18 protein-coding genes are annotated in these 20,242 nt (G+C 67.3%); 5 read left to right on the forward strand and 13 right to left on the reverse strand.

Annotated elements, in window-relative coordinates; genetic code table 11:
• The first annotated feature begins 5 nt into the window (after positions 1–5).
• Complete coding sequence (locus BN2156_RS09620; RefSeq protein WP_210436594.1) at positions 6–971, forward strand: TIGR03621 family F420-dependent LLM class oxidoreductase; 966 nt, start codon at positions 6–8, stop codon at positions 969–971.
• On the opposite strand, the gene BN2156_RS09625 is transcribed toward BN2156_RS09620, so the two are convergent.
• The 13 genes from BN2156_RS09625 to BN2156_RS09685 all read right to left on the reverse strand — a co-directional run bounded on the left by BN2156_RS09625 (position 955) and on the right by BN2156_RS09685 (position 13,873).
• Positions 955–1,857 (reverse strand): alpha/beta fold hydrolase, encoded by a 903-nt coding sequence (locus BN2156_RS09625; RefSeq protein WP_235625260.1) that lies wholly within the window; start codon positions 1,855–1,857, stop codon positions 955–957. The two genes, BN2156_RS09620 and BN2156_RS09625, sit on opposite strands and share 17 nt — an antisense overlap.
• A gap of 10 nt (positions 1,858–1,867) precedes the next feature.
• The gene (locus tag BN2156_RS09630; RefSeq protein WP_090512819.1) at positions 1,868–2,764 is read right to left on the reverse strand and encodes a tyrosine recombinase XerC; all 897 of its coding nucleotides are present in this window, start codon (positions 2,762–2,764) and stop codon (positions 1,868–1,870) included.
• 68 nt (positions 2,765–2,832) lie between these two features.
• The gene (locus BN2156_RS09635; RefSeq protein ID WP_090512822.1) at positions 2,833–4,755 is read right to left on the reverse strand and encodes an acyl-CoA dehydrogenase family protein; all 1,923 of its coding nucleotides are present in this window, start codon (positions 4,753–4,755) and stop codon (positions 2,833–2,835) included.
• Complete coding sequence (locus BN2156_RS09640) at positions 4,752–5,798, reverse strand: oxygenase MpaB family protein (RefSeq protein ID WP_090512825.1); 1,047 nt, start codon at positions 5,796–5,798, stop codon at positions 4,752–4,754. Before BN2156_RS09640 ends, BN2156_RS09635 begins: the two co-directional genes overlap by 4 nt.
• Before the next feature lie 22 nt (positions 5,799–5,820).
• A complete protein-coding gene (locus BN2156_RS09645; protein ID WP_090512828.1) occupies positions 5,821–6,444 on the reverse strand; it encodes a TetR/AcrR family transcriptional regulator in 624 nt (207 codons plus the stop codon).
• 121 nt (positions 6,445–6,565) lie between these two features.
• Complete coding sequence (locus tag BN2156_RS09650; protein WP_090512830.1) at positions 6,566–7,726, reverse strand: alpha-hydroxy-acid oxidizing protein; 1,161 nt, start codon at positions 7,724–7,726, stop codon at positions 6,566–6,568.
• Between the two features lie 48 nt (positions 7,727–7,774).
• Positions 7,775–8,641, reverse strand: a complete 867-nt coding sequence (locus BN2156_RS09655; protein WP_090512833.1) for a siderophore-interacting protein — start codon at positions 8,639–8,641, stop codon at positions 7,775–7,777.
• 89 nt (positions 8,642–8,730) lie between these two features.
• A complete protein-coding gene (locus tag BN2156_RS09660) occupies positions 8,731–9,012 on the reverse strand; it encodes an SH3-like domain-containing protein (protein ID WP_220096220.1) in 282 nt (93 codons plus the stop codon).
• Between the two features lie 99 nt (positions 9,013–9,111).
• Positions 9,112–9,822: a thiocyanate hydrolase subunit gamma gene (gene scnC, locus BN2156_RS09665; RefSeq protein ID WP_090512839.1), complete on the reverse strand. Its 711-nt coding sequence runs from the start codon at positions 9,820–9,822 to the stop codon at positions 9,112–9,114.
• A gap of 39 nt (positions 9,823–9,861) precedes the next feature.
• A complete protein-coding gene (locus tag BN2156_RS09670) occupies positions 9,862–10,701 on the reverse strand; it encodes an SH3-like domain-containing protein (RefSeq protein ID WP_090512842.1) in 840 nt (279 codons plus the stop codon).
• A gap of 151 nt (positions 10,702–10,852) precedes the next feature.
• Positions 10,853–11,995: a DNA-processing protein DprA gene (gene dprA / locus BN2156_RS09675; protein ID WP_090512844.1), complete on the reverse strand. Its 1,143-nt coding sequence runs from the start codon at positions 11,993–11,995 to the stop codon at positions 10,853–10,855.
• Positions 11,992–13,503: a YifB family Mg chelatase-like AAA ATPase gene (locus tag BN2156_RS09680; protein WP_090512847.1), complete on the reverse strand. Its 1,512-nt coding sequence runs from the start codon at positions 13,501–13,503 to the stop codon at positions 11,992–11,994. Before BN2156_RS09680 ends, dprA begins: the two co-directional genes overlap by 4 nt.
• A 1-nt stretch (position 13,504) precedes the next feature.
• On the reverse strand, positions 13,505–13,873 hold the full coding sequence (locus BN2156_RS09685; RefSeq protein WP_162490760.1) for a YraN family protein: 369 nt from the start codon (positions 13,871–13,873) through the stop codon (positions 13,505–13,507).
• 163 nt (positions 13,874–14,036) lie between these two features.
• Between BN2156_RS09685 and BN2156_RS09690 the strand changes: the two genes are divergently transcribed.
• The 4 genes from BN2156_RS09690 to BN2156_RS09705 all read left to right on the forward strand — a co-directional run bounded on the left by BN2156_RS09690 (position 14,037) and on the right by BN2156_RS09705 (position 20,226).
• A complete protein-coding gene (locus BN2156_RS09690; protein WP_090512852.1) occupies positions 14,037–15,053 on the forward strand; it encodes an iron ABC transporter substrate-binding protein in 1,017 nt (338 codons plus the stop codon).
• Positions 15,054–15,122: 69 nt separating this feature from the next.
• Positions 15,123–16,625: an ABC transporter permease gene (locus BN2156_RS09695; protein WP_235625261.1), complete on the forward strand. Its 1,503-nt coding sequence runs from the start codon at positions 15,123–15,125 to the stop codon at positions 16,623–16,625.
• Positions 16,622–17,680, forward strand: a complete 1,059-nt coding sequence (locus BN2156_RS09700; RefSeq protein WP_090512857.1) for an ABC transporter ATP-binding protein — start codon at positions 16,622–16,624, stop codon at positions 17,678–17,680. The genes BN2156_RS09695 and BN2156_RS09700 overlap by 4 nt, the downstream gene beginning before the upstream one ends.
• A complete protein-coding gene (locus BN2156_RS09705) occupies positions 17,677–20,226 on the forward strand; it encodes an AMP-binding protein (RefSeq protein WP_090512860.1) in 2,550 nt (849 codons plus the stop codon). The genes BN2156_RS09700 and BN2156_RS09705 overlap by 4 nt, the downstream gene beginning before the upstream one ends.
• Positions 20,227–20,242 lie beyond the last annotated feature (16 nt).

The following is a 20,242-nucleotide window of genomic DNA, read 5'->3' on the forward strand; positions in this document are numbered from 1 at the left end:
GGACCATGACCATTGCGTCACAATCCCATCGCGCCCGGCCCATGCGGTTCGGGCTGCACACCGCACTGCCGCGCGGCACGGACTTCGCCGAATTCACAATCACGGTCGAGGAATCCGGATTCGACGTACTGACCACTCCCGATCACCTGATGGCCTCCCTGTCGCCGTTCGCCGCCGCGGCAACGGCCTGCGCGGTGACCAGCCGACTGCGCACCGGCACCCTGGTGCTCAACAACGATCTTCGTCACCCGGTCGACGTCGCGCGCGAAGCGGCGACGACGGCGGCACTGTCGGGCGGGCGGTTCGAGCTGGGCCTGGGCGCGGGCCACATGAAATCCGAGTACGACGCCACCGGGCTGAAATTCGACCCCGGTGCCACGCGGGTGGACCGTCTGATCGAGTCCGTCCAGGTGATCCGCCCACTGCTCGCCGGCGAGCCGGTCGACGTCGACGGAGCCCACTACTGTGTGCGCGCCGCCGCGGGCGAGCTGGTTGCCGCGCCTGGTATCGCCGTTCCACTGCTCATCGGAGGCAACGGCACCCGGGTCCTGCAATTGGCCGGCCGGGCCGCCGATATCGCCGGGCTGGCCGGGTTCAGCCACAACCATGACGCCACCGAGGTACGGCTGACCCATTTCGGTTCCGACGGGCTGCAGGACCGGATCGGTGTGGTGCGCGACGCGGCCGGTGAGCGTTTCGAGGACATCGAACTGAACGCCCTCATCCAGTTCGTCGTGCACACCGAGAATCGGGCGGCGGCCGCCGCCGAACTCGCCGGGGCGCTGAAGGCGGACGCAGAACTGTTGCTGGAGTCCCCGTTCGTGCTGCTGGGCACCTACGAACAAATGGCGGAAGCATTGATTGACCGTCAGAACCGATTTGGCGTCAGCTATTGGACGGTGTTCGACGAATGGCCCGGCCGCGAATCAGCGCTGCCGCATCTGGCCGAGGTGCTCAAGCTGTTGCGCTGATGCCTCGCAGGAATCCGATGATCGCATCGAGCACGACGTCCGGCTGGTCACGCTGAACCCAATGCCCGGCGCGGTCAACGATTTTCAGGTGACCGTTCGGGATCAGCGCGGCAGCGGCGCGGGCCCGAGCGACGGGGACGCCGGGGTCGCGGTCACCGTGGATGACGAGAGTAGGGCACCTCAGCTCGACCAGCCGCGGCGTGTAGTCGGTGCGCAGCCGGTTCCACCCGACCTGATCGTGTTGCCATTGATCGAACGCGCCGAATCCGTCGGGTTGTGCTGCCGCAGTCATGATCTCGTCCATCAACGCGTCCTTCAGCTGCCGCGGATCCCTGATCAGCGCATGCATGCTGCGGGTCATCGCGGCCCGGTTGCCGCCCGCCCAACGGGTCACCGCACCGAGCAGACCCGTACGCAACGCCGCCCAGGTGACCAACTGCCGGACGCCCGACAGCGGTCCGTCCGACAGCCGGGGCATGATGCCGTAGCTGCCCAGCAGCATGGCGCCCATCACCCGCGCCGGGCGGTCCAGCAGGTGGCCGATGGTCATGCCGCCGCCGAGCGACAACCCGCCGATCGCATAGCGGTCCAACTCCATGCCGTCGACGAACTCCCCGACGTAGGCGACCAGCCGCTCCTGGGTGACCGGCTGCCGCGCCGGCGGGCTCTGCCCGTAACCGGGATGGTCCGGGGCGATGACGCGATAACCCGCTTCGGCCAGTCGGGGGCCGATGCCACCCCACGACAACGACGCGTTGTCGACGCCGCCGCCGTGCAGCAACACGACCGTGGCTGCCGACCGCCCGGGAGCCCAGGTGAGATAGGACACCGGCCCTGACGGCAACTCGACGGTTCTTCGGGTCTGCTCGACGATCGGATGGGGCACTGTTCCCTCTTCAGGCCCGGGGGTGGGCTTGGTCGTGCACCGCACGCAGGCGTTCGACGGTGACATGGGTGTAGAGCTGCGTGGTGGCCAAGGAGGTGTGACCCAGCAGCTCTTGCACGATGCGCAGGTCGGCACCGCCTTCGAGCAAGTGGGTGGCCGCGCTGTGCCGCAGTCCGTGCGGGCCGATGTCGGGTGCACCGTCGACCGCAGAGACCGTCTGATGCACCACCGTGCGGGCCTGACGCGGATCGAGCCGCTTGCCGCGGGCCCCGAGCAACAGCGCGGGGCCCGAGTCGGCAGTCGCCAGGGCGGGGCGGCCCTCGGCGAGCCAGGCCCTCAACGCGACGTGTGCGGGTTCTCCGAACGGGACCGTGCGCTGCTTGTTGCCCTTACCCAGCACCTGCAGGACCCGGCGCGAGGTGTCGATGTCATCAATGTCCAGCCCGCACAACTCGCTGACGCGGATACCCGTGGCATACAACATCTCCACGATCAGGCGGTCCCGCAGCGCCAGTGGATCGCCTTCGCGTGCAGCGGAATTGAGCGCCTCCATGGCGTCGATGGCCTGATCACGACGCAGCACCGCGGGCAGGGTGCGGTGGGCCTTGGGCACCTGCAACCGAGCGGCGGAATCCTCCGGCAGCAATCCCCGCCGGCTCGCCCAGGTGCAGAAGGTCTTGACCGTCGAGGTACGCCGCGCCAGCGTGGTCCGCGCTGCTCCGGCCGCGGCCTGCGTGGCCAGCCAGGACCGCAGCCTCGGCAGGGTCACGGTGTCCAGACCACCGCCGGTGAAGTCGAACAACGCGGCCAGGTCACCCCGGTACGCCCGTCGGGTGTGCTCCGACCTGCCGCACTGCAGCGCCAGGTATTCGTCGAACTCGGCGAGTACATCCTGGACTGTGGGCACGATGCCACCGTGGCAGAAGTGAGCCCGGCCCGCACCCGACGCGCCGGGCCGCTACCGTCGCGTGACCATCACGGGTTCATCTCGTAGCGGCCGGACAGTCCGCGCACAGCTGCGACCACACGACCGCGGCGCGCGGGGTCGGCCACGGGCTGCTTGACGATGTCGAGAGCGCGCTGCTGTTGCACCGCGGTGGCGTCCGGATGGCAATGCAGTTTGGTCGCGTGCGTGGACATGTCGGTGACGAGCACCTCGAAGAGCTGATCGATCAGATCGGAGTCGATCGCCTCGATCTCCGCCTGCTCCAGGATCAGCTGGGCGTACGGGATCAGGGTGAACATCTCACCGATCGCGAACAGGAAGTCGACGTTGCGTTGTTGATCCGCGGTGGGCGTCGCGACCGCGAGCAGGGTCTGCACTGCCCGGGCCTGGTCGAGGAAGACCGCGACATTCGGCGTCGAGGAGAATCGGCGCAGCACCGACTGCCAGTCCCCGAACCTGATCTTCGCCAGCCCACTGCTCGGCCCTTGACGGAACAAGAAGTCATCGTTGGTCGCATCTCTGCGCGTCGGAATCTGCGGCACCTCGGCCAGCAGCGATTTCAGCTGTGGAATACGTTGTGCCACAGGAGAACCTGCGATGACACCACCGGCCGCCCGCAGACCACCGGCGATCACACCGAGCAGGGGGCCCGGCGCCCGCCCGACCGGCAGCACGTTCAGCGCGGCCAGCGCTGCGTCGGACGCGCCGAACATGTAGTTCTGCATGAACTTCAGCGACAGCGCCATGTTGACGTGCACCGTGCCCTCCAGCCGCGGCAAGCCGGTGAGCCCCAGCAGCGCCATGGTGAAGTACATGTCGGATTCGAACGCCCGAGCCGCGATGGTGTCGGCGAGCAACGTCACGATCTTCTCGCCCTCGCGGGTGACGTTCATCTTCTCGATCGCGTTGAACAACAGGTAGCGCCGGTCGTCCGGGCTTGCGCTGCGCATGTAGTCGACGGCCCGCTCGCTGTAGAGCTTCATCCCGATCAAGCGGGCGTAGCCGTCGGCGAGCATGCGGCGGATCTGCGGGAACTCGGTGACCCGCTGGCCGAACAGCACGCGGTTCTCCGCGTGGGTGACGGCCTCGTACATGGCATGCTCACAGGCCCCGATCGCCCCGAATCCGAGGTTGAACTTGCCGATGTTGACGGTGTTGATCGCGGCGTTGAAGGCGGCCTTTCCCTCGTGGAGGATTTCGTCGGCGTTTACCGGATAGTCCTCCAGGTCGAACGCCGCGACGTACATCTGGCCGTCGACGACGTTCTTGCGCAGGTGATAGTTCGAATGCCGGCTGTCGGCGGCGAAGAACAGGTATCCCTCGAAGTCCTGTGCGGGACGTCGGCGGTCGAGATCTGAACTGTCGATGATGGGTTTGTCAGAGCGACGGCCGAACACCGAGACCATGCCGGCCAGGTTGCCGTTGCCGATGTAGTACTTGCCGCCGGTCGCGGTGTAGGAGCCGTCGGCGCCAGGCGTCAGCACCATGTCGGTCGAATAGACGTCGGCTCCGTGTGCCTGCTCCGACAGTCCGAAGGCGAAGATCTCCCCCGAATCCAGCAGGGCGGCAGCCTTTTTACGTGCCACCGTGTTCTCCGACTGCCATATGGGCCCGAGACCGAGAATCGTGACCTGCCAGACGTACCAGTACTGCATGCCGTAGAACCCGAGGATCTGGCTGTACATGGCGTTGCGTGCGGTGTCCCAGCGCTTGTCCGGATCGCCGCCGGCCTCCGACTCCGGGGTGAGGAACGTCGCGAAGATGCCTTCCCGCTTGACCAGATCGAGAAAGTCGCTGTACCAGACCCGATCCCGGTCCTGCTGCTTGAGCCACCGCTTACCGTGCGACTCGAAGAAGTCGATGGTGGCCCGGAAGATCTCCCGGGTTCGGGTATCGAACTGGTCGAAGTCGGTCCGATTCGGGTCGAACAGGACATCGGATCGTGCGGTCACGCCAAACTCCCCAAATAGGTTTGAGATTCGATGAGGCCCTCGTCACTCGGCAGTTGTCCCTGCCCGAACACCCGCTCGTACTGGCGCGCCCGCAACTCCTTGTGCGCTTCGGCGGGTTTGACGTAGCCGTAGCGCCTGCGGCCTTCTTCAGGGCTGAGCACTTCGTCCGAGCGCGGCGGAATACCCATGATGTAGGGCCCTGCGATCGGAACCACCGACGGCGCAATGATCTTGGCCACCAACAGCTTCAGCCGCGGCACCCGGTTGACCACGCCGAAGCCGAGCCTGAGCACCGGCCGCACGGCCAAGTCCACCACTCGTGGCTGGTCGAATCCACTGAGCCGACGCATCCACCGCGGCATCGTCGCGATGGTTCCCGCGCGCAGGAACCAGTTGAGAATCTCCACGGCCGGCCTCGCGATACGCGGCGCGGGCGGCAGCACCACCTTGGCGTTGAGCAGGTGGTCCATCATCGCGCGGGCCGCCTCGCTGACGGCGAGATGCGGCCGCATCTGCTCGAAGTACTCGTTGATGCCGTCACGGGTCCGCGGGACGTCGGCCGGATCGCAGGTTTGGAACTCGGCGGCACGGGCACAGTCGTGCCAGTAGCGGCTCTCCTCCTCTGCGGTCAACTTCCCGCCGCCGTACAGTTCGTAGGCCTTGAGCACCGAGTGCCAACCGGTGAGCAGGATCCAGAGCTGCGACCGGGGATCGTTGGCGTCGTACCTGTTGCCGCTCAGCGGTTCGGTGCCAATGGCTTTCGAGTGGACTTTCACCAGCACATCGGCGGTCTTGAGCACCGATTCGGTGTCGGCGAAAGCGACCATCGCGAAGTAACGCACGGTCCGGTCGTAACGGGTGCGAGGCCGGTCGTAGTTGGCGCCGGTGGTGTCGACCGCGGCGATCAGGGCCGGGTCGAGTTCCTCGACCACCACGGCGCGCTGCAGCCCGATGATCGGTGTGGTCGCGTGACCCCAGACCTTCCAGGTCACCGAGTCCGGCCCGAAGAACCCGTAGTCAGCCATCGGCTGGAGATCAGACATGTGACAACTCCTCTGTTCTGGATCAGGCGGCGCGAAACGCCCGGTAGGTGGCCGATCCGATGAATTCACCCAATGTGGTTGGGGTCCAGTCTTTTCCGTCGTCATGCAACAAGGTCCGCACCGCGCCTTCACAGATGGAAACGAACTGCTCGACCAGCACCGGCAGCTTCTTGTCGGCATCGGTGGTGCCCCACCGTTCCAAAGTGGGTGCCAGCCGTCGGGAGACCTTGCCGATCATCAGCGCGCGGCCGTTTCGGAAGTGTTTGGCCACGGCCGGGTCCGGGTCGGCGCTCATTACCAGCCGCCAGGAATCGGGCCGGCCGGCGACTGTCTCAAGCAACGCCTGGAAACCCTCGATGAAGACGGCCTCGTCGGCATCCGCGCGGCCGTAGGGCAGCGCGTCGATCGCCCCCTGGACCAGCAGCGTCAACTCCCGCTCAAGCAAGGCCCTCAGCAATTCCACCCGGTCGGGAAAGCACGAGTACACCACCGGCCGGGTGACCTTGAGTCGCTGCGCCACCGCGCCGATCGTGACCGCCGCGACCCCGTCGGTCACGGCAATCGCCAGGGCCGCATCGAGCACCTGGGGGCGCCGCCGCTCGGGCCCCAGGTGGGCGGCCCTCCCGCGGGCGGTTTCTACACTCATGAAGGAAAATGCTACACCGATGAATAATCACACGCCAGAGGCGTTCACCTGGGATTTTGCGTTTCTTTGTCACGCTGGAGTGGCTGCCATCTCCCAGCGCCACTCCAGCGTGACGAGACGGTCAGTCGACCCGGTGCAGTGCCTCAGGCGTGAGATCGGCCAGTGTCGGATACCCGTCGACTCCCATGATCAGATCGGTCTCGGCGAGCAGCGACCGCAGCACATGCACGATTCCGTCGGCCCCACCCAGCGCCAGCCCGTAGGCATACGGCCGGCCGACGCCGACCGCGGTGGCCCCCAGCGCCAGCGCCTTGACGATGTCGGCGCCGTTGCGGATCCCAGAGTCGAACAACACGGGCAGCCCGTCGGCGGCCTCCACCACACCGGGCAGGCAGTCGATCGCGGGCAGGCCGCCGTTGGCTTGGCGCCCACCATGATTGGAGCAGTAGATGCCATCGACGCCACCGTCCTTGGCCCGGCGGACGTCATCGGGGTGGCAGATCCCCTTGAGGATCAGCGGCAGCTTGGTCAGTGACCGCAGCCACGGTAGGTCGTCCCAGGTGAGCGGATTGCCGAACAGGCTGACCCAGCGCAGAACGGTGGCCTGCGGGTTCTCCTCGGGCGGCTGTTGCAGGCCGGCCCGGAACACCGGGTCGCTGGTGTAGTTGGCCAGGCACTTGCCGCGCAGCTGCGGGAAGTTCGAGGTGGCCAGATCCCGGGGACGCCAGCCCGGCACCCAGGTGTCGAGCGTGACGACGATGCCCTTGAACCCGGCCTTCTCGGCGCGTTGCACCAGGCTGGCCGCCAGATCCCGGTCGGTCGGTGTGTACAGCTGGAAAAAACCTGGGGTGTCACCGAATTCGGCGGCGACGTCTTCCAGCGGGTCCTCGGTCAGGGTGGACAGCACCATCGGCACCCCGGTACGCGCGGCGGCGCGGGCACCGGCCAGATCTCCGTGACCGTCCTGCCCGCAGATGCCGAGCACCCCGATCGGCGCCATGAACAACGGCGACGGCAGCTTGAGCCCGAACAGGTCGACGGAGAGGTCTCGGTCCCGGTGGGCGTTGAACATGCGCGGCATCAGACCCCATCGGTCGAATGCGGTGCGGTTGACCTGCTGGGTGCGTTCGTCGCCGGCTCCTCCGGCCACATAGGACCAGATCGAGGCCGGCATGGCGGCTTGGGCTTTGGCCTCCAGTCCCGCGTAGTCCATCGGCATGGTCGGCAGCACGCCGGACAGCCCCTGCAGGTAGATCTCGAGTTGGTAATCGCCGTATGCCATGACGGCTACCTTGCCATCCCGGAGCCGTCCGGGACCTCGCACCCGGTCTCAGCCGGCGGTGTCGGCCTCGGCTTTTGCCAACTCGGCCTTCCATTGCCGGAAAGTCTCCTCGGTACGCCCGCGACGCCAGTACCCCGAGATTGAGGCGGCCCATTTCGCGGCGACGCCGCGTTCCTTACGGATGTAGGGACGCAGGTTGTGCATGACGGCCTGCGCCTCACCGTGGATGAACACCTGCACCTGACCCGGCAGCCAGGTAGCGTCCTTCACGGCGGCGATCAACGGCGCGTTGTCTCCGGAATGGTCGTCACCAACCAGGTCGGCGCGGCCACCCCGGTGGATCCAGTTGACCTCGACGCCGGCGGGGGCGGTGAGTTGGACTTCGTCATGCGAGTCGGCCACCTCGATGAAAACTTTGCCGATCGCGTCGGCGGGCAAGGCCTCCAGGGCGGCACCGATGGCCGGCAGCGCCGATTCGTCACCGGCCAGCAGGTGCCAGTCGGCGGCCGGGTCGGGGTTGTAGGCACCACTGGGCCCCATCAGGTAGGCAGGTTGGCCCGGTACCGCCGACGCGGCCCAGGGTGCGGCCACACCCTGCTCACCGTGCACGACGAAGTCGATGGTGATCTCGCCACGCTCCGTGTCGAACTTGCGCACCGTGTAAGTACGCACAGTCGGTCGTTGTTCGGCGGGCAACTCCTGAAAGCTGTCCAGTGTCAAGGGTTTCGGGAGCGCCGACACATCCACATTCGCCGGAACGACGACGAGTTTGACATAGGCATCGCTGAAGTCGTTGGGCGAGAACGTGTCGAAGCCCGTGCCCTCGCCCGATCCGCCCAGCACCAACCGGACGATGTGGTCGGTCAACTGCTCGCGATGCACCACCTGAAAGGTGTGCACGGGTCGTCCTGCCATGGTGCGCCTCCAAGATCATCTGCCGCTCGTTTGTTAGCCGACCTCATCGACTATACGGAGACCACCGGCCGGCCTGGGTGCTACGTGAATCAGGCTTCGAGCCTCCTTCGCACCGCAGCCAGCCGCTCCTGCAGCTCGGTTTCGGTGATCACGCCCCGAGCCACCAGCGAATGCGCGAGGGCGACGAGCTGGTTCTCGGGATACGGCAGGTCGGCATATACGGTGGCCGACAGTTGGTCTTCCTCGTCGCGTCGTTGTTTGAAGTCGGGAACCCCGGTGCCGCAGGCAGCGCGGTCGAGCGCGTCACAGAAACCGTCGAGGCTGGTCTTCCACGGCGGGACCAGGTTTTCGACGCCGTACTTGGCCGCCATCAGCGGCCAGACCTGATTGCGTTCCACGATCCGGGCGAGTGTCGGGATCGGGTCATCCCCGAGTGGCGTCGGATCATGCGATGCGTTCACCGGTCCCCCTTATTCGCCGGCGGGGTGCGTCGCGGGCCGGGTGTCGGTGATGACGTTGGTGGTCACCCCGGCCCTGGGCAGTGCGACGCCGATGAGGCAGTCGCGGGTGATGATCTCGGTCAGCTGATCCTCGGTCCAGCCGTCGGTGCCCTCGGGACGCATCGGCATCACCATGAACCGATGCTTCTGGTTCGAATCCTGGACGCGCACGTCGACGGTGTCGGGCAGATACAGCCCGAATTCGGCGAGCACCTGCCGGGGCCAACGCACCAGCCGGCGCCGGTAGTTCGGGGTCCGGTACCACTCGGGCGAGTTGCCGAGAATCGGGCGTGGGTAACACGAGCAGAGCGCGCAGACGATCACATGGTGCACGGTCGGGGTGTCTTCGAGAATCTGAAATGCGGTGAAGTCGCTGGGGGTGCCGAATCCGGTGGGCTCCAGCCAGTCGACGCCGACCTCCTTGCTGGCCGTCATCGGCTCCGCGGCGGCCAGCTGTTTGAAGTCGGGGTCCAGCCAGGCCCGGGCGACCAGCCGGGCGGCGGGGGTCGGACCGATCTGCTCGGCGAACTCGGTGAAGAGTCGATGCTCCTCGGCGGTGAAAATCCCTTTCTCGATACACAGTTCGCGTAGGGCGATCTCCAGTACCTCGAAGTCGGTGATCTCGTCGACCATCGGTTTGACGGTGCGCTCGTGATCGTGATCATGGTCGTGCTCTGCCATGGTGCGCCCTTCGTCTCAGAGCCTGATAGGCGGTAGAGGTCAGCCGGCTGCCTGCAGCCAGTGCTCGGGAATCTCGGTTCTCAACGTGTCGGTGGCCGTTCCGGTGTAGCCGTCCCACAACTGCGCCATGGTGAAGCTGACGACGTAGAACCATTCGGGTGTGGCATCGGTCCGGTCCCAGGTCTCGTCCTCTGCTGCCGGGCTTTCGTATGCCACCGCGGCGATCTCACCGCGCGCACCGCGGACGTATTCGGGGGTGCGGGTGTAGAACAGCACCGGCAGCTCACGCACCAGCACCGAATCCCCCACCTTGAACTTCGGCTCCCCGGCCCGGCCGGCATACACCTGTGGGTCGCCTTTGCCCTTGGCGTGCACGATGTGGCTGTTGCGCTTGACGTCCGAACCGTCGCCTTGGCACTTCGGCCTGGCCTCAAGGCGCTTACCGGCCAGTCCGCCGGCGTAGCGCTCCTGAACTTCGGCCATCCGTTCGGACAGTTCGGTCAAGCCGATGTGATGCTTCTCCACGAGGACCCGCGCGACCGACAGGAGCCACCGGCCGTAGTACGGGAAGCCCAGATAGACCGCGCGCCCGACGTCGACGTTACCCATCCGGCGCCGTTCCTCCGACAGCCAAATACCCCGCCAGGCAAGGACTTCGCAGATGACATACGTCATGTGCTCCCAGTACTCATAGTCCTTGTTCTCGTACTTCATCGGGGCGTCCGGCTCCCCGCCGACATCGTGCACCGGTTTCATGTAGGCGGTGAAGCGGTCATGGTCGAGCAGGTCCGGCGTCGGCGCGTCGGGCAGTTCCGTATATGCCGACTTGAGGCGAGCGACCAATGCCAACTGGGCGGCGCGGTCAGCGGCTGTGCTCATGTCGAACCCTCCCCCTACCCCGACGCACCGCCGTTACGGTGCGACAGCGCGCCTGGGTCGTGAGCTCACTCGATGGAGGCAAATTAACACCGGGTCGGCACGCCCGGCAGCAGATCGGCGCCAATCCCGCCGACCTTGACGCCGGGGACATTTATGCGGACCGGGCCCGGCGCCGGCGCACGATGCGCCAGCATCCGTCGACGCTCTCCACCAGTCCGGCGAGTTCCAGCATCGTCAGCGGCCCCAGGACCTGATGCGGCGGCAGCGCAGCGAGCATCGAGATCTCGTCCACGGTGTGGGCACCGCGCGCGGGCAACGCGTCGTACACCTGTTTCTCGGCCGGCGCGAGCTCGTCGAGCAGCGCAGTCGGATGAGGCTGCTCGGGCGCCAGTTCACCTATCTGGCCGACGAGTTCGACGACCTGCTCGGCCCGGCCGACCAGATGCGCGCCGTTCTGAAGGAGTGCGTGACAGCCGGCCGAGGCCGCCGAGGTCACCGGACCCGGCACCGCGCACACCGAGCGCCCCATCGCCTTGGCCCATGACGCGGTGCTGGCCGCCCCGCTGCGCAACCCGGCCTCCACCACCACCGTTGCCCCGGAGAGGGCGGCCACCAACCGGTTACGGGTGAGGAAACGTAGCCGGCCCGGCGGCGTTCCCGGCGGGTACTCGCTGACCAGCACGCAGTCCTGGCGAATCCGGTGGAACAGAGTGCTGTGACCCGCGGGGTACGGATTGTCGATGCCGCCGGCCACGATCGCGACCGTCACGCCCTCGCATGCCAGCGCGGCGCGATGCGCCGCCCCGTCGATACCGTAGGCACCGCCGGAAACCACCGCCACCTCGCGTTCGACCAATCCGGCGGCCAGTTCGGCAGCCACGTGCTCGCCGTAGGCAGTGGCCGCACGGGTGCCCACGATCGCCGCGGCACGGTCGGTCGCTTCGTCAAGGCGTACGGGCCCGGCGGCCCACAACACCAGCGGAGGATGACCATTCGGGCGGTTGAGTTCCTTGTCGCCGCGCAGCGCCCGAAATCGCAGCAGCGGCCATTCCTCGTCATCGGGGGTGATCAGCCGCCCGCCCATCCTGTCCAGGACATCCAGGTCATCTGCCGCACAATCGAATTCCCGACGCGCCTCGACCCGGACCAGCAACTCGTCCTCGACCTGACCGGCCTTGACCCGTCCGGCCGCCTCGACCGGACCCACCTGCGTGACCAACGCGGTCAACTGCGGGCACGGCGGCTCGGCCACCCGCGACAGATACGCCCAGGCCCGGCGCAACTCGTCAGTCATGGCATATCCCCGGCCTGCCGGAAGCTCAACGCCGCGGCGACGTCCTCTTGGGCGGGCATGGTCCGCCCGGCCAGATCAGCCAAAGTCCAGGCGACCTTCAAACACCGGTCGGCACCGCGCATGCTGATCACCCCACGGTCGAGCACGGATCGCAACGGCTCCATCGCTGCTTTCGGCAGCCGGAATTCACGCCGCAGCAGCGGGCCGCTGACCTCGGCGTTGGTCCCGATCCCATACGGTTTCCACCGTTCCCGGGCGGCGAGGCGCGCGGCGGCGACGCGCTCACGCACCACAGCGCTGGACTCGCCCGACTGCGGCATGAACGCCCCCGCGGTGACCGGGTAGAGCTCTACCCGCAGGTCGACGCGGTCCACCAGTGGCCCCGACAGCTTGCTGCGATACCGCAGTTTGGCTTGGGCCGAACACACGCAGTCGGCCGAATTGGGCGGTGCGCACGGGCACGGGTTGGCCGCCAGCACAAGTTGGAAACGGGCCGGGTAGGTCGCCACCCCGTCACGGCGCGCCAACCGAATCTCACCGTCCTCCAGAGGAGTTCGCAACGCTTCCAGGGCACTTGAGCCCAACTCGGCGAACTCGTCGAGAAACAGCACGCCGCGGTGGGCTCGGCTTACCGCTCCCGGCCGGGCGAATCCGCTGCCGCCGCCGACCAGGGCCGCAACGCTGGAGGTGTGGTGCGGTGCCACGAACGGCGGCCGGGTGATCAGCGGTGTGGCCCCCGCCAACAACCCCGCCACGGAATGAACGGCCGTCACCTCAAGCGACTCGACGGGTGACAGCGGCGGCAACAGCCCGGGAAGCCGTTGCGCCAACATGGTTTTCCCGATCCCGGGCGGACCGGTGAGCATCAGGTGATGGGCACCGGCCGCCGCCACCTCGACGGCGTAGCGTGCCTTGGCCTGCCCGACCACGTCGGCGAGGTCCGCGATCGGCTCCGGTGCGCAGCCCGGCGCCGCGACCCTGGCCTGCAGGATTCCCTTTCCGTCGAGCCAGGCCTGTAGCTGCCGAAGCGTCCGTACCCCGCACACCTCGATACCGTCGACCAGGCTGGCCTCGGCCAAATTGTCTTCGGGTACCACCACCCTGGGCCAGCCCTCCTGCTTGGCGGCCAGGACCGCAGGCAGCACACCGTGGACCGGACGGACGCGGCCGTCGAGCGCAAGTTCGCCGAGCAGCACCGACTTCTCCAGCCGCGCCCAGGCCGTCTTGGTGTGCGCCGAGAGCACGGCAGCTGCCAAGGCCAAGTCGTAGACCGAACCGACCTTGCGCAAGGTGGCCGGTGACAACGCCAATGTCAGGCGCGACATCGGCCACGTGTTGCCGCAGTTGGTGATCGCGGCCCGCACCCGGTCCCGAGACTCCTGCAACGCGGTGTCGGGCAGCCCCACCAAGTTCACGCTGGGCAGCCCCGAGGTGATGTCCGCCTCGATCTCCACGATCACGCCGTCGATCCCACGCACGGCAACCGAATAGGCTCTGCCCAAACCCATTTCAACCCACCCCCTTGAGATGTGCCAGCTCCGGTTCGCGGCGACGTCCGATGCGCACCCCGATCACGTCGATGCGCAGCGCGGCGTACCGGGCCTCCTGCTCGGCCAGCCACAGCGCCGCCAGCCGACGGATGCGGCGCACCTTCTGGACCGTGACCGCTTCGGCGAGCCCACCGAAACCGTCCCCGGTGCGGGTCTTCACCTCGACGAACACCACTGTGTTCGTGGCGACCTCCTCGGCGATCACATCCAGTTCGCCGTAACGACAGCGCCAGTTGCGCGTCAGCATGTGCAATCCCTGGGCCGCCAGATGCTCGACGGCCAGCTGTTCACCCAGTGCGCCGATCTCGGCCCGTGTCAGAGAACTCATGTCCACACCGTGCGGACACGGTCCGACAGCCTCGGCTCCGTCAGGCTCGGTTATCCCCAGCGTCGCTTTCATCCACAGGCAGTGGATCGTTGCAGCTCTCTCGGCGAGCCCACCCCGGTAGTGTTCTTAGGTGATGCTCAGCTAACGCCGAAAGGGTCACTCGATGCGCACACGTTGGAGCCGCCGGGTTGCTGTAGTTCTGTCTGCCGTCGCTGTCGCGACCGGCATGGTCGCCTGCTCCGGTTCGGAGTCTGACGAGCTGCTGATCTACAACGCCCAGCACGAGTCGCTCACCAAGGAGTGGATCGACGCGTTCACCAAGGAGACCGGCATCAAGGTCACCTACCGGCAGGGCGGTGACACCGAGCTGGGCAATCAGCTGGTGGCCGAGGGCGCCGCCTCCCCGGCCGACGTGTTCCTCACCGAGAACTCCCCGGCGATGGCGGCAGTCGAGCGCGCCGGACTGTTCGCCGACGTCCAACAGCAGACCCTCGATCAGGTCCCGGCCCAGTTCCGGCCGTCATCGGGCAAGTGGACCGGCGTGGCGGCACGCTCGACGGTATTCGTCTACAACAAGGCCAAGTTGCCCGCCGAGCAGCTGCCCCGCTCGATCATGGATCTCCAGCAGCCGCAATGGAAGGGGCGTTGGGGTGCCCCGCCGGCCAAGGCGGATTTCCAGGCGATCGTGGCGGCCATGCTGGAGCTGACCGGTGAGCAGGCCACCGCCCAGTGGCTGGCCGGTTTGAAGGCCAATGCCGTTGTGCTCCAAGACAACATCGCCACTTTGCGCGCCGTCAACGACGGCCAGGTGGACGGTGGAATCATCTACCACTACTACTGGTTCCGCGATCAGTCCAAGACCAAGGAGATCAGCGGCAACACCGCCTTGCATTACTTCAAGAACGAAGATCCCGGCGCGTTCGTCAGCATTTCCGGCGGCGGCGTCCTGAAATCGAGCAAGAAGCAGGACCAGGCCCAGCAGTTCGTCCGGTTCATCACCGGTAAGGCCGGCCAGGAGGTGCTGCAGAAAGGCACGTCGTTCGAATACCCGGTCGCCAGCGGCATCGCCGCCAACCCGGCCCTGCCGCCGTTGGACACGCTACAGGCGCCCGCGGTCAACCCCTCCAATCTCGATGCCGCCAAGGTCACCGATCTGATGACGAAAGCCGGCTTGCTGTAATTGATCGCCACAGAAGCACCGTCGGCTCAGCCGGTCACGCAGCGCTCCGCAGGCGCCAGACCGGGGCCGGTGCTGAGCACGGCCGTGGTGCTGCTCCTGGCCGCCACTTTCATCCCGCTGGCCTACGTCGGCTGGTCGGTGATCACCACCGGTCCGGCCCGGGTGCTCGAGCTCGTGGTGCGGCCCCGTGTCGGAGAGCTGCTGCTCAACACCGTGGGCCTGGTGGTGGTCACGGTGCCGGTGTGCGTGATGCTCGGAGTCGGTGCGGCCTGGCTGGTTGAGCGCACCGATCTGCCGGGCCGCACATGGTGGCGACCGGTGTTCGTCGCACCGCTGGCCGTGCCCGCGTTCGTCAACAGCTACGCCTGGGTCAGTGTCGTGCCCTCGTTGCACGGGATGTCGGCAGGGGTGCTGATCGCGACGCTGTCCTACTTCCCGTTCGTCTACGTGCCCGCCGCGGCGACGCTGCGCCGGATCGATCCGGCACTGGAGGAATCTGCGCGTGCGCTGGGTTCCGGATCCGCCGGGGTGTTCTTTCGGGTGGTGCTGCCGCAGCTGCGTCTGGCGATCCTGGGCGGCGCCCTGCTGATCGGGGTCCACCTGCTGGCCGAGTACGGCGCGTTCGCGATGATCCGCTTCTCGACCTTCACCACCGCGATCTTCGAACAGTTCCAAGCCACGTTCGACGGTGCCGCCGGCGCGACGCTGGCCGCGGTACTCGTGTTGCTGTGCCTGCTGTTGCTGGTCACCGAGGCCGCGGCCCGCGGCAATGCCCGGTTTGCCCGGGTGGGTGCCGGCGCGCAACGCTCCGCCGCGCCGATGCGGTTGGGGCGCGGCAGGTTACCGGCCACCGCTGGGCTGCTGAGTCTGGCCGTGTTGGCATTGGGGGTACCGCTGTGGACGCTGACGCGGTGGCTCTGGATCGGCGGCACGCAGGTGTGGGAGCCGACGCAGATGGGCACGGCACTGGCCCAGACCGCCGCCCTGGCCGCCGTGGCCGCCGTCCTGACCACCGTGCTGGCCTTCCCGTTCGCCTGGGTCGCCGTCCGCTACAGCGGTCTGCTGGCCCGCTCGATCGAGGGCGCCAACTTCATCACGAGCTCGATGCCCGGCATCGTCACCGCTCTGGCCCTGGTCACGGTTGTGATCCACTACGCGCCACCGCTCTACCAGTCCGCGGCACTGGTGATTTGTGCCTATGTACTGCTGTTCCTGCCGCGGGCTCTGGTCAGCCTGCGCTCGGGCCTGGCACAGGTGCCGCCGTCGGTGGAAGAGGCCTCGCGCTCACTGGGCGCCTCACCCACGCGGACGTTCGTGCGTGTCACCCTGCGGTTGACCGCTCCGGCCGCGGCCGCCGGTGCTTCACTGGTATTCGTAGCCGTGGCAACGGAATTGACCGCGACGCTGTTGCTGGCACCAACCGGCACTCGAACGCTGGCCATGCGGTTCTGGTCGCTGTCCAGCGAACTGGATTACGCGGCAGCGGCACCCTACGCGCTGATGCTGATCGCCATGTCCGTACCCGTGACCCTGATGCTGTTGCGCCAGTCGACGAAGGTGGCTGCCCTGTGACCGACGATGTCCTGCAGGTACGTGGACTTCGCAAGGCCTTCAACGGCGCTGCGGTGCTCGACGGCATCGACCTGTCCCTGACGCCGGGCACCATCACCGCGGTGGTCGGGTCTTCCGGCTGCGGCAAGACCACACTGCTGCGGGTCATCGCCGGCTTCGAATCCCCCGACGCCGGCACCGTGACCATCGGCGGACGTGAGATGGCCGGTCCCACAAACACTGTCGCCCCGCATCGTCGCGATATCGGTTACGTGGCGCAGGACGGTGCGCTGTTCCCGCACCTGACGGTGGCCCAAAACGTCGCCTACGGTTTGCCTGAGCGCGGGGCCGCCGCACGAGCCCGGGTCGGCGAACTCCTGGACACCGTGTCCCTGGATTCCTCGTTCGCCGATCGCCGGCCGCACCAGCTCTCCGGCGGTCAGCAGCAGCGGGTGGCACTGGCCCGGGCGCTGGCCCGGCGGCCGGTGGTGATGTTGCTCGACGAGCCGTTCAGCGCCCTGGACACCGGTCTGCGCGCCGCCACCCGCAAGTCGGTGGCCCAGGCGCTGTCCGATACCGGGGTGACCACACTGATCGTGACGCACGACCAGGAGGAGGCACTGTCGATCTCCGATCAGGTCGCGGTGATGCGCGAAGGTCGGTTCACCCAGGTAGGAACGCCCGAGCACGTGTACCGCCAACCCGCCGACCGGTTCACCGCCGAGTTCCTCGGGGATTGCATCACGGTGGCAGGCACCGTCACCTCGGGGTGGGCCCTGTGCGCACTGGGCCGGATACCGGTGCAGGCCGGCGCCCCCGACGGGCCCTGCACGCTGGTGCTGAGGCCCGAACAGCTTGTCGCCACGGCGATCTCGGACTGCGCGGGCGATGTCGACGCGGCCGCCCCCGTGGGGACCGTGGTCGCCACCGAGTTCCTCGGACACGATGTGCTGCTCACCATCGAGCCGCCCGCTGCCGGTGAGCCCATCGTCGTGCGGCAGCACAGCCTGAATCCGCCCGCCCGCGACACCAAGGTCCGGATCGACGTGCGGGGCACGGGGACGGCATTGCCGTGAACCGCGTCGTCGAGGAGTTACTGGCCCACGGCGACCGGATCGCGGTGGTGACCGAAGCCCAACAGGTCAGCTACGCGGCCCTCGCCGATCTCGTGTCGCAGGCCGCAGCGGCGCTGGGGCCGGAACGCCGGCTCGTGCTTCTCAAGGCACGCAACGACCTTGACACCCTGGTGCACTATCTGGGCGCGCTCGCCGGTGGGCACGTAAGCCTGCCGTTACCCGCGCGCGGTGATCACCGCACGATCCTGCAGACGTACCGCCCCGATACCGTGATCGACGCCGAGGGCATCCACCATCGAAACACCCACAGCACCCACCGCCTGCACGACGACCTCGCACTCCTGATGTCGACCTCGGGCAGCACCGGGTCACCGAAGTTGGTCCGCCTCTCCCACACCAACCTGGCCAGCAACGCCGCCGCCATCGCCGAATATCTCGATATCGGTGAAACCGACCGGGCTGCAACCACTTTGCCGATCTCCTACTGCTACGGGCTTTCGGTGGTCAACAGCCACCTGCTGCGCGGTGCGGGCCTGATCCTCACGGATCGCTCGGTGGTGGAAGACGAGTTCTGGGACCTGTTCACCCGGCACCGGGCCACCACCTTCGCCGGGGTGCCCCACACGTTCGACCTGCTGGACCACATCGGCTTCGACACCCTGCACCTGCCCCACCTGCGCTACATCACCCAGGCGGGTGGGCGGATGGCGCCCGATCAGGTGCGCCGCTTCGCCGCACTGGGGCAACGCCGTGGCTGGCAGCTGTTCGTGATGTACGGGGCCACCGAAGCCACCGCCAGAATGGCCTATCTGCCACCGGAATTGGCCCTGGCACATCCCGAAGCCATCGGACATCCGATCCCAGGCGGCAGCCTGTCCATCCGCTCTGGTGACGGCTGGGCCGACGGCACGGGTGAACTGGTCTACCGCGGCGCCAATGTGATGCTGGGATATGCGCAGCGGCCGGCGGATCTGGCCCTCGGGGCCACGATCGAGGAACTGCGCACCGGCGACATCGCACGACGCACGCCCGAAGGCCTGTACGAGATCATCGGCCGCAGCGGACGATTCGTGAAGCTGTTCGGACTGCGCATCGACCTGGACCGGGTGCAACGCGGCCTTGCCGAACGCGGAGTGACGGCGCTGTGCACGGACGATGGCGACGCTCTCGCCGTCGCCGCCGTGGACACGGGTAAGGCGAGCACCGACGAGGTTCGGCAGTTGACCGCCGCCCTGGCCGACATTCCGGCCGGGTCGGTGCGCGCCACGGTGGTTCCGGAATTGCCCAGGCTGATCTCTGGCAAACCCGACTACGCAGCGGTACGCACGCTCGCCGCCGAACCACCGGCCACCGATGTCGCGGATCTGAAGGCCTTGTTCGCCGAGGTGCTGCATATACCGGTCCAATGCATCGACCCCGACGACAGCTTCATCGACCTGGGTGGAAATTCGCTGTCATACGTGGCGATGTCGGTTCGGCTGGAACGCGCGCTGGGACAGCTGCCGAAAGATTGGCACCGGATGGCGCTGCGCGATCTGGAGCGTAGCTGTGCGGCCCGGCCGAGCCGCTGGGCAACCGTGGAAACCAGCGTCGCGCTGCGCGCCGCGGCCATCGTGCTCATCGTCGGCTCGCACGCCGAACTGTTCGCGCTGTGGGGTGGCGCGCACATCCTGCTCGGGGTGGCCGGTTACAACTTCGGCCGGTTCTGCCTGACACCGGTACCGCGGTCGACCCGGTTACGGCACCTGCGCAACACGATCGCCTGGATCGCGGCGCCTGCCATCGTCTGGGTGGCCGTCGCACTGGTCCTCACCGACGACTATCACGCGTCGAATCTTCTACTGGCCAACAAATTTCTCGGGCCGCCCGACAGCATGACCGCCGGGCGGCTGTGGTTCGTCGAGGTGCTGGTCTGGATCCTGGTGGCGCTGACCGCGGTGTGCGCATTGCCGGGCGCCGACCGATTGGAGCGCCGGCGCCCATTCGGTTTCGCCGCGGTGTTCCTGGCCCTGGGGCTGGTGTTGCGTTATGACCTACCGGGTTTCGGCCTGGGCCGGGAGGCCTGGTTCACGGTGCTGGCGTTCTGGTTCTTCGCGGCCGGATGGGCGGCGGCCAAGGCAACGACCACATGGCAGCGGGTACTCGTCACGGTGGTGCTGGCGGTCGGCGTGCACGGCTACTTCGCCAACAGCGGTCGGGAAACGCTGGTGCTGGCAGGGTTCGCGCTGTTGATCTGGTTGCCCTCGGTGCGCTGTCCGGCCGGGGTGGCGATCGGGTGCGGGGTACTCGCCGAGGCCTCACTCTTCATCTACCTCACGCATTACCAGGTCTATCCGCTGTTCGGTGACCACCGAGTGCTCGGTGTGCTGGCCGCACTGCTCGTCGGAATCGTGCTCACCTATGTGGTCGACGTGGTCCGAAAGCGACTGGCAGGCACGAACGCCACGGCGCTGCGCGGCCGGCATATGGCCCGCTACGCTGCGCGTGCGCTATCCCTGAGCGACACTCCTCGGTCTCAGAGTGGGCAATCAGGCATTACGCCTTGATGGCGCTGTACCGCGG

The sequence above is a fragment of the Mycolicibacterium neworleansense genome (assembly GCF_001245615.1).
Lineage (GTDB): Bacteria > Actinomycetota > Actinomycetes > Mycobacteriales > Mycobacteriaceae > Mycobacterium > Mycobacterium neworleansense.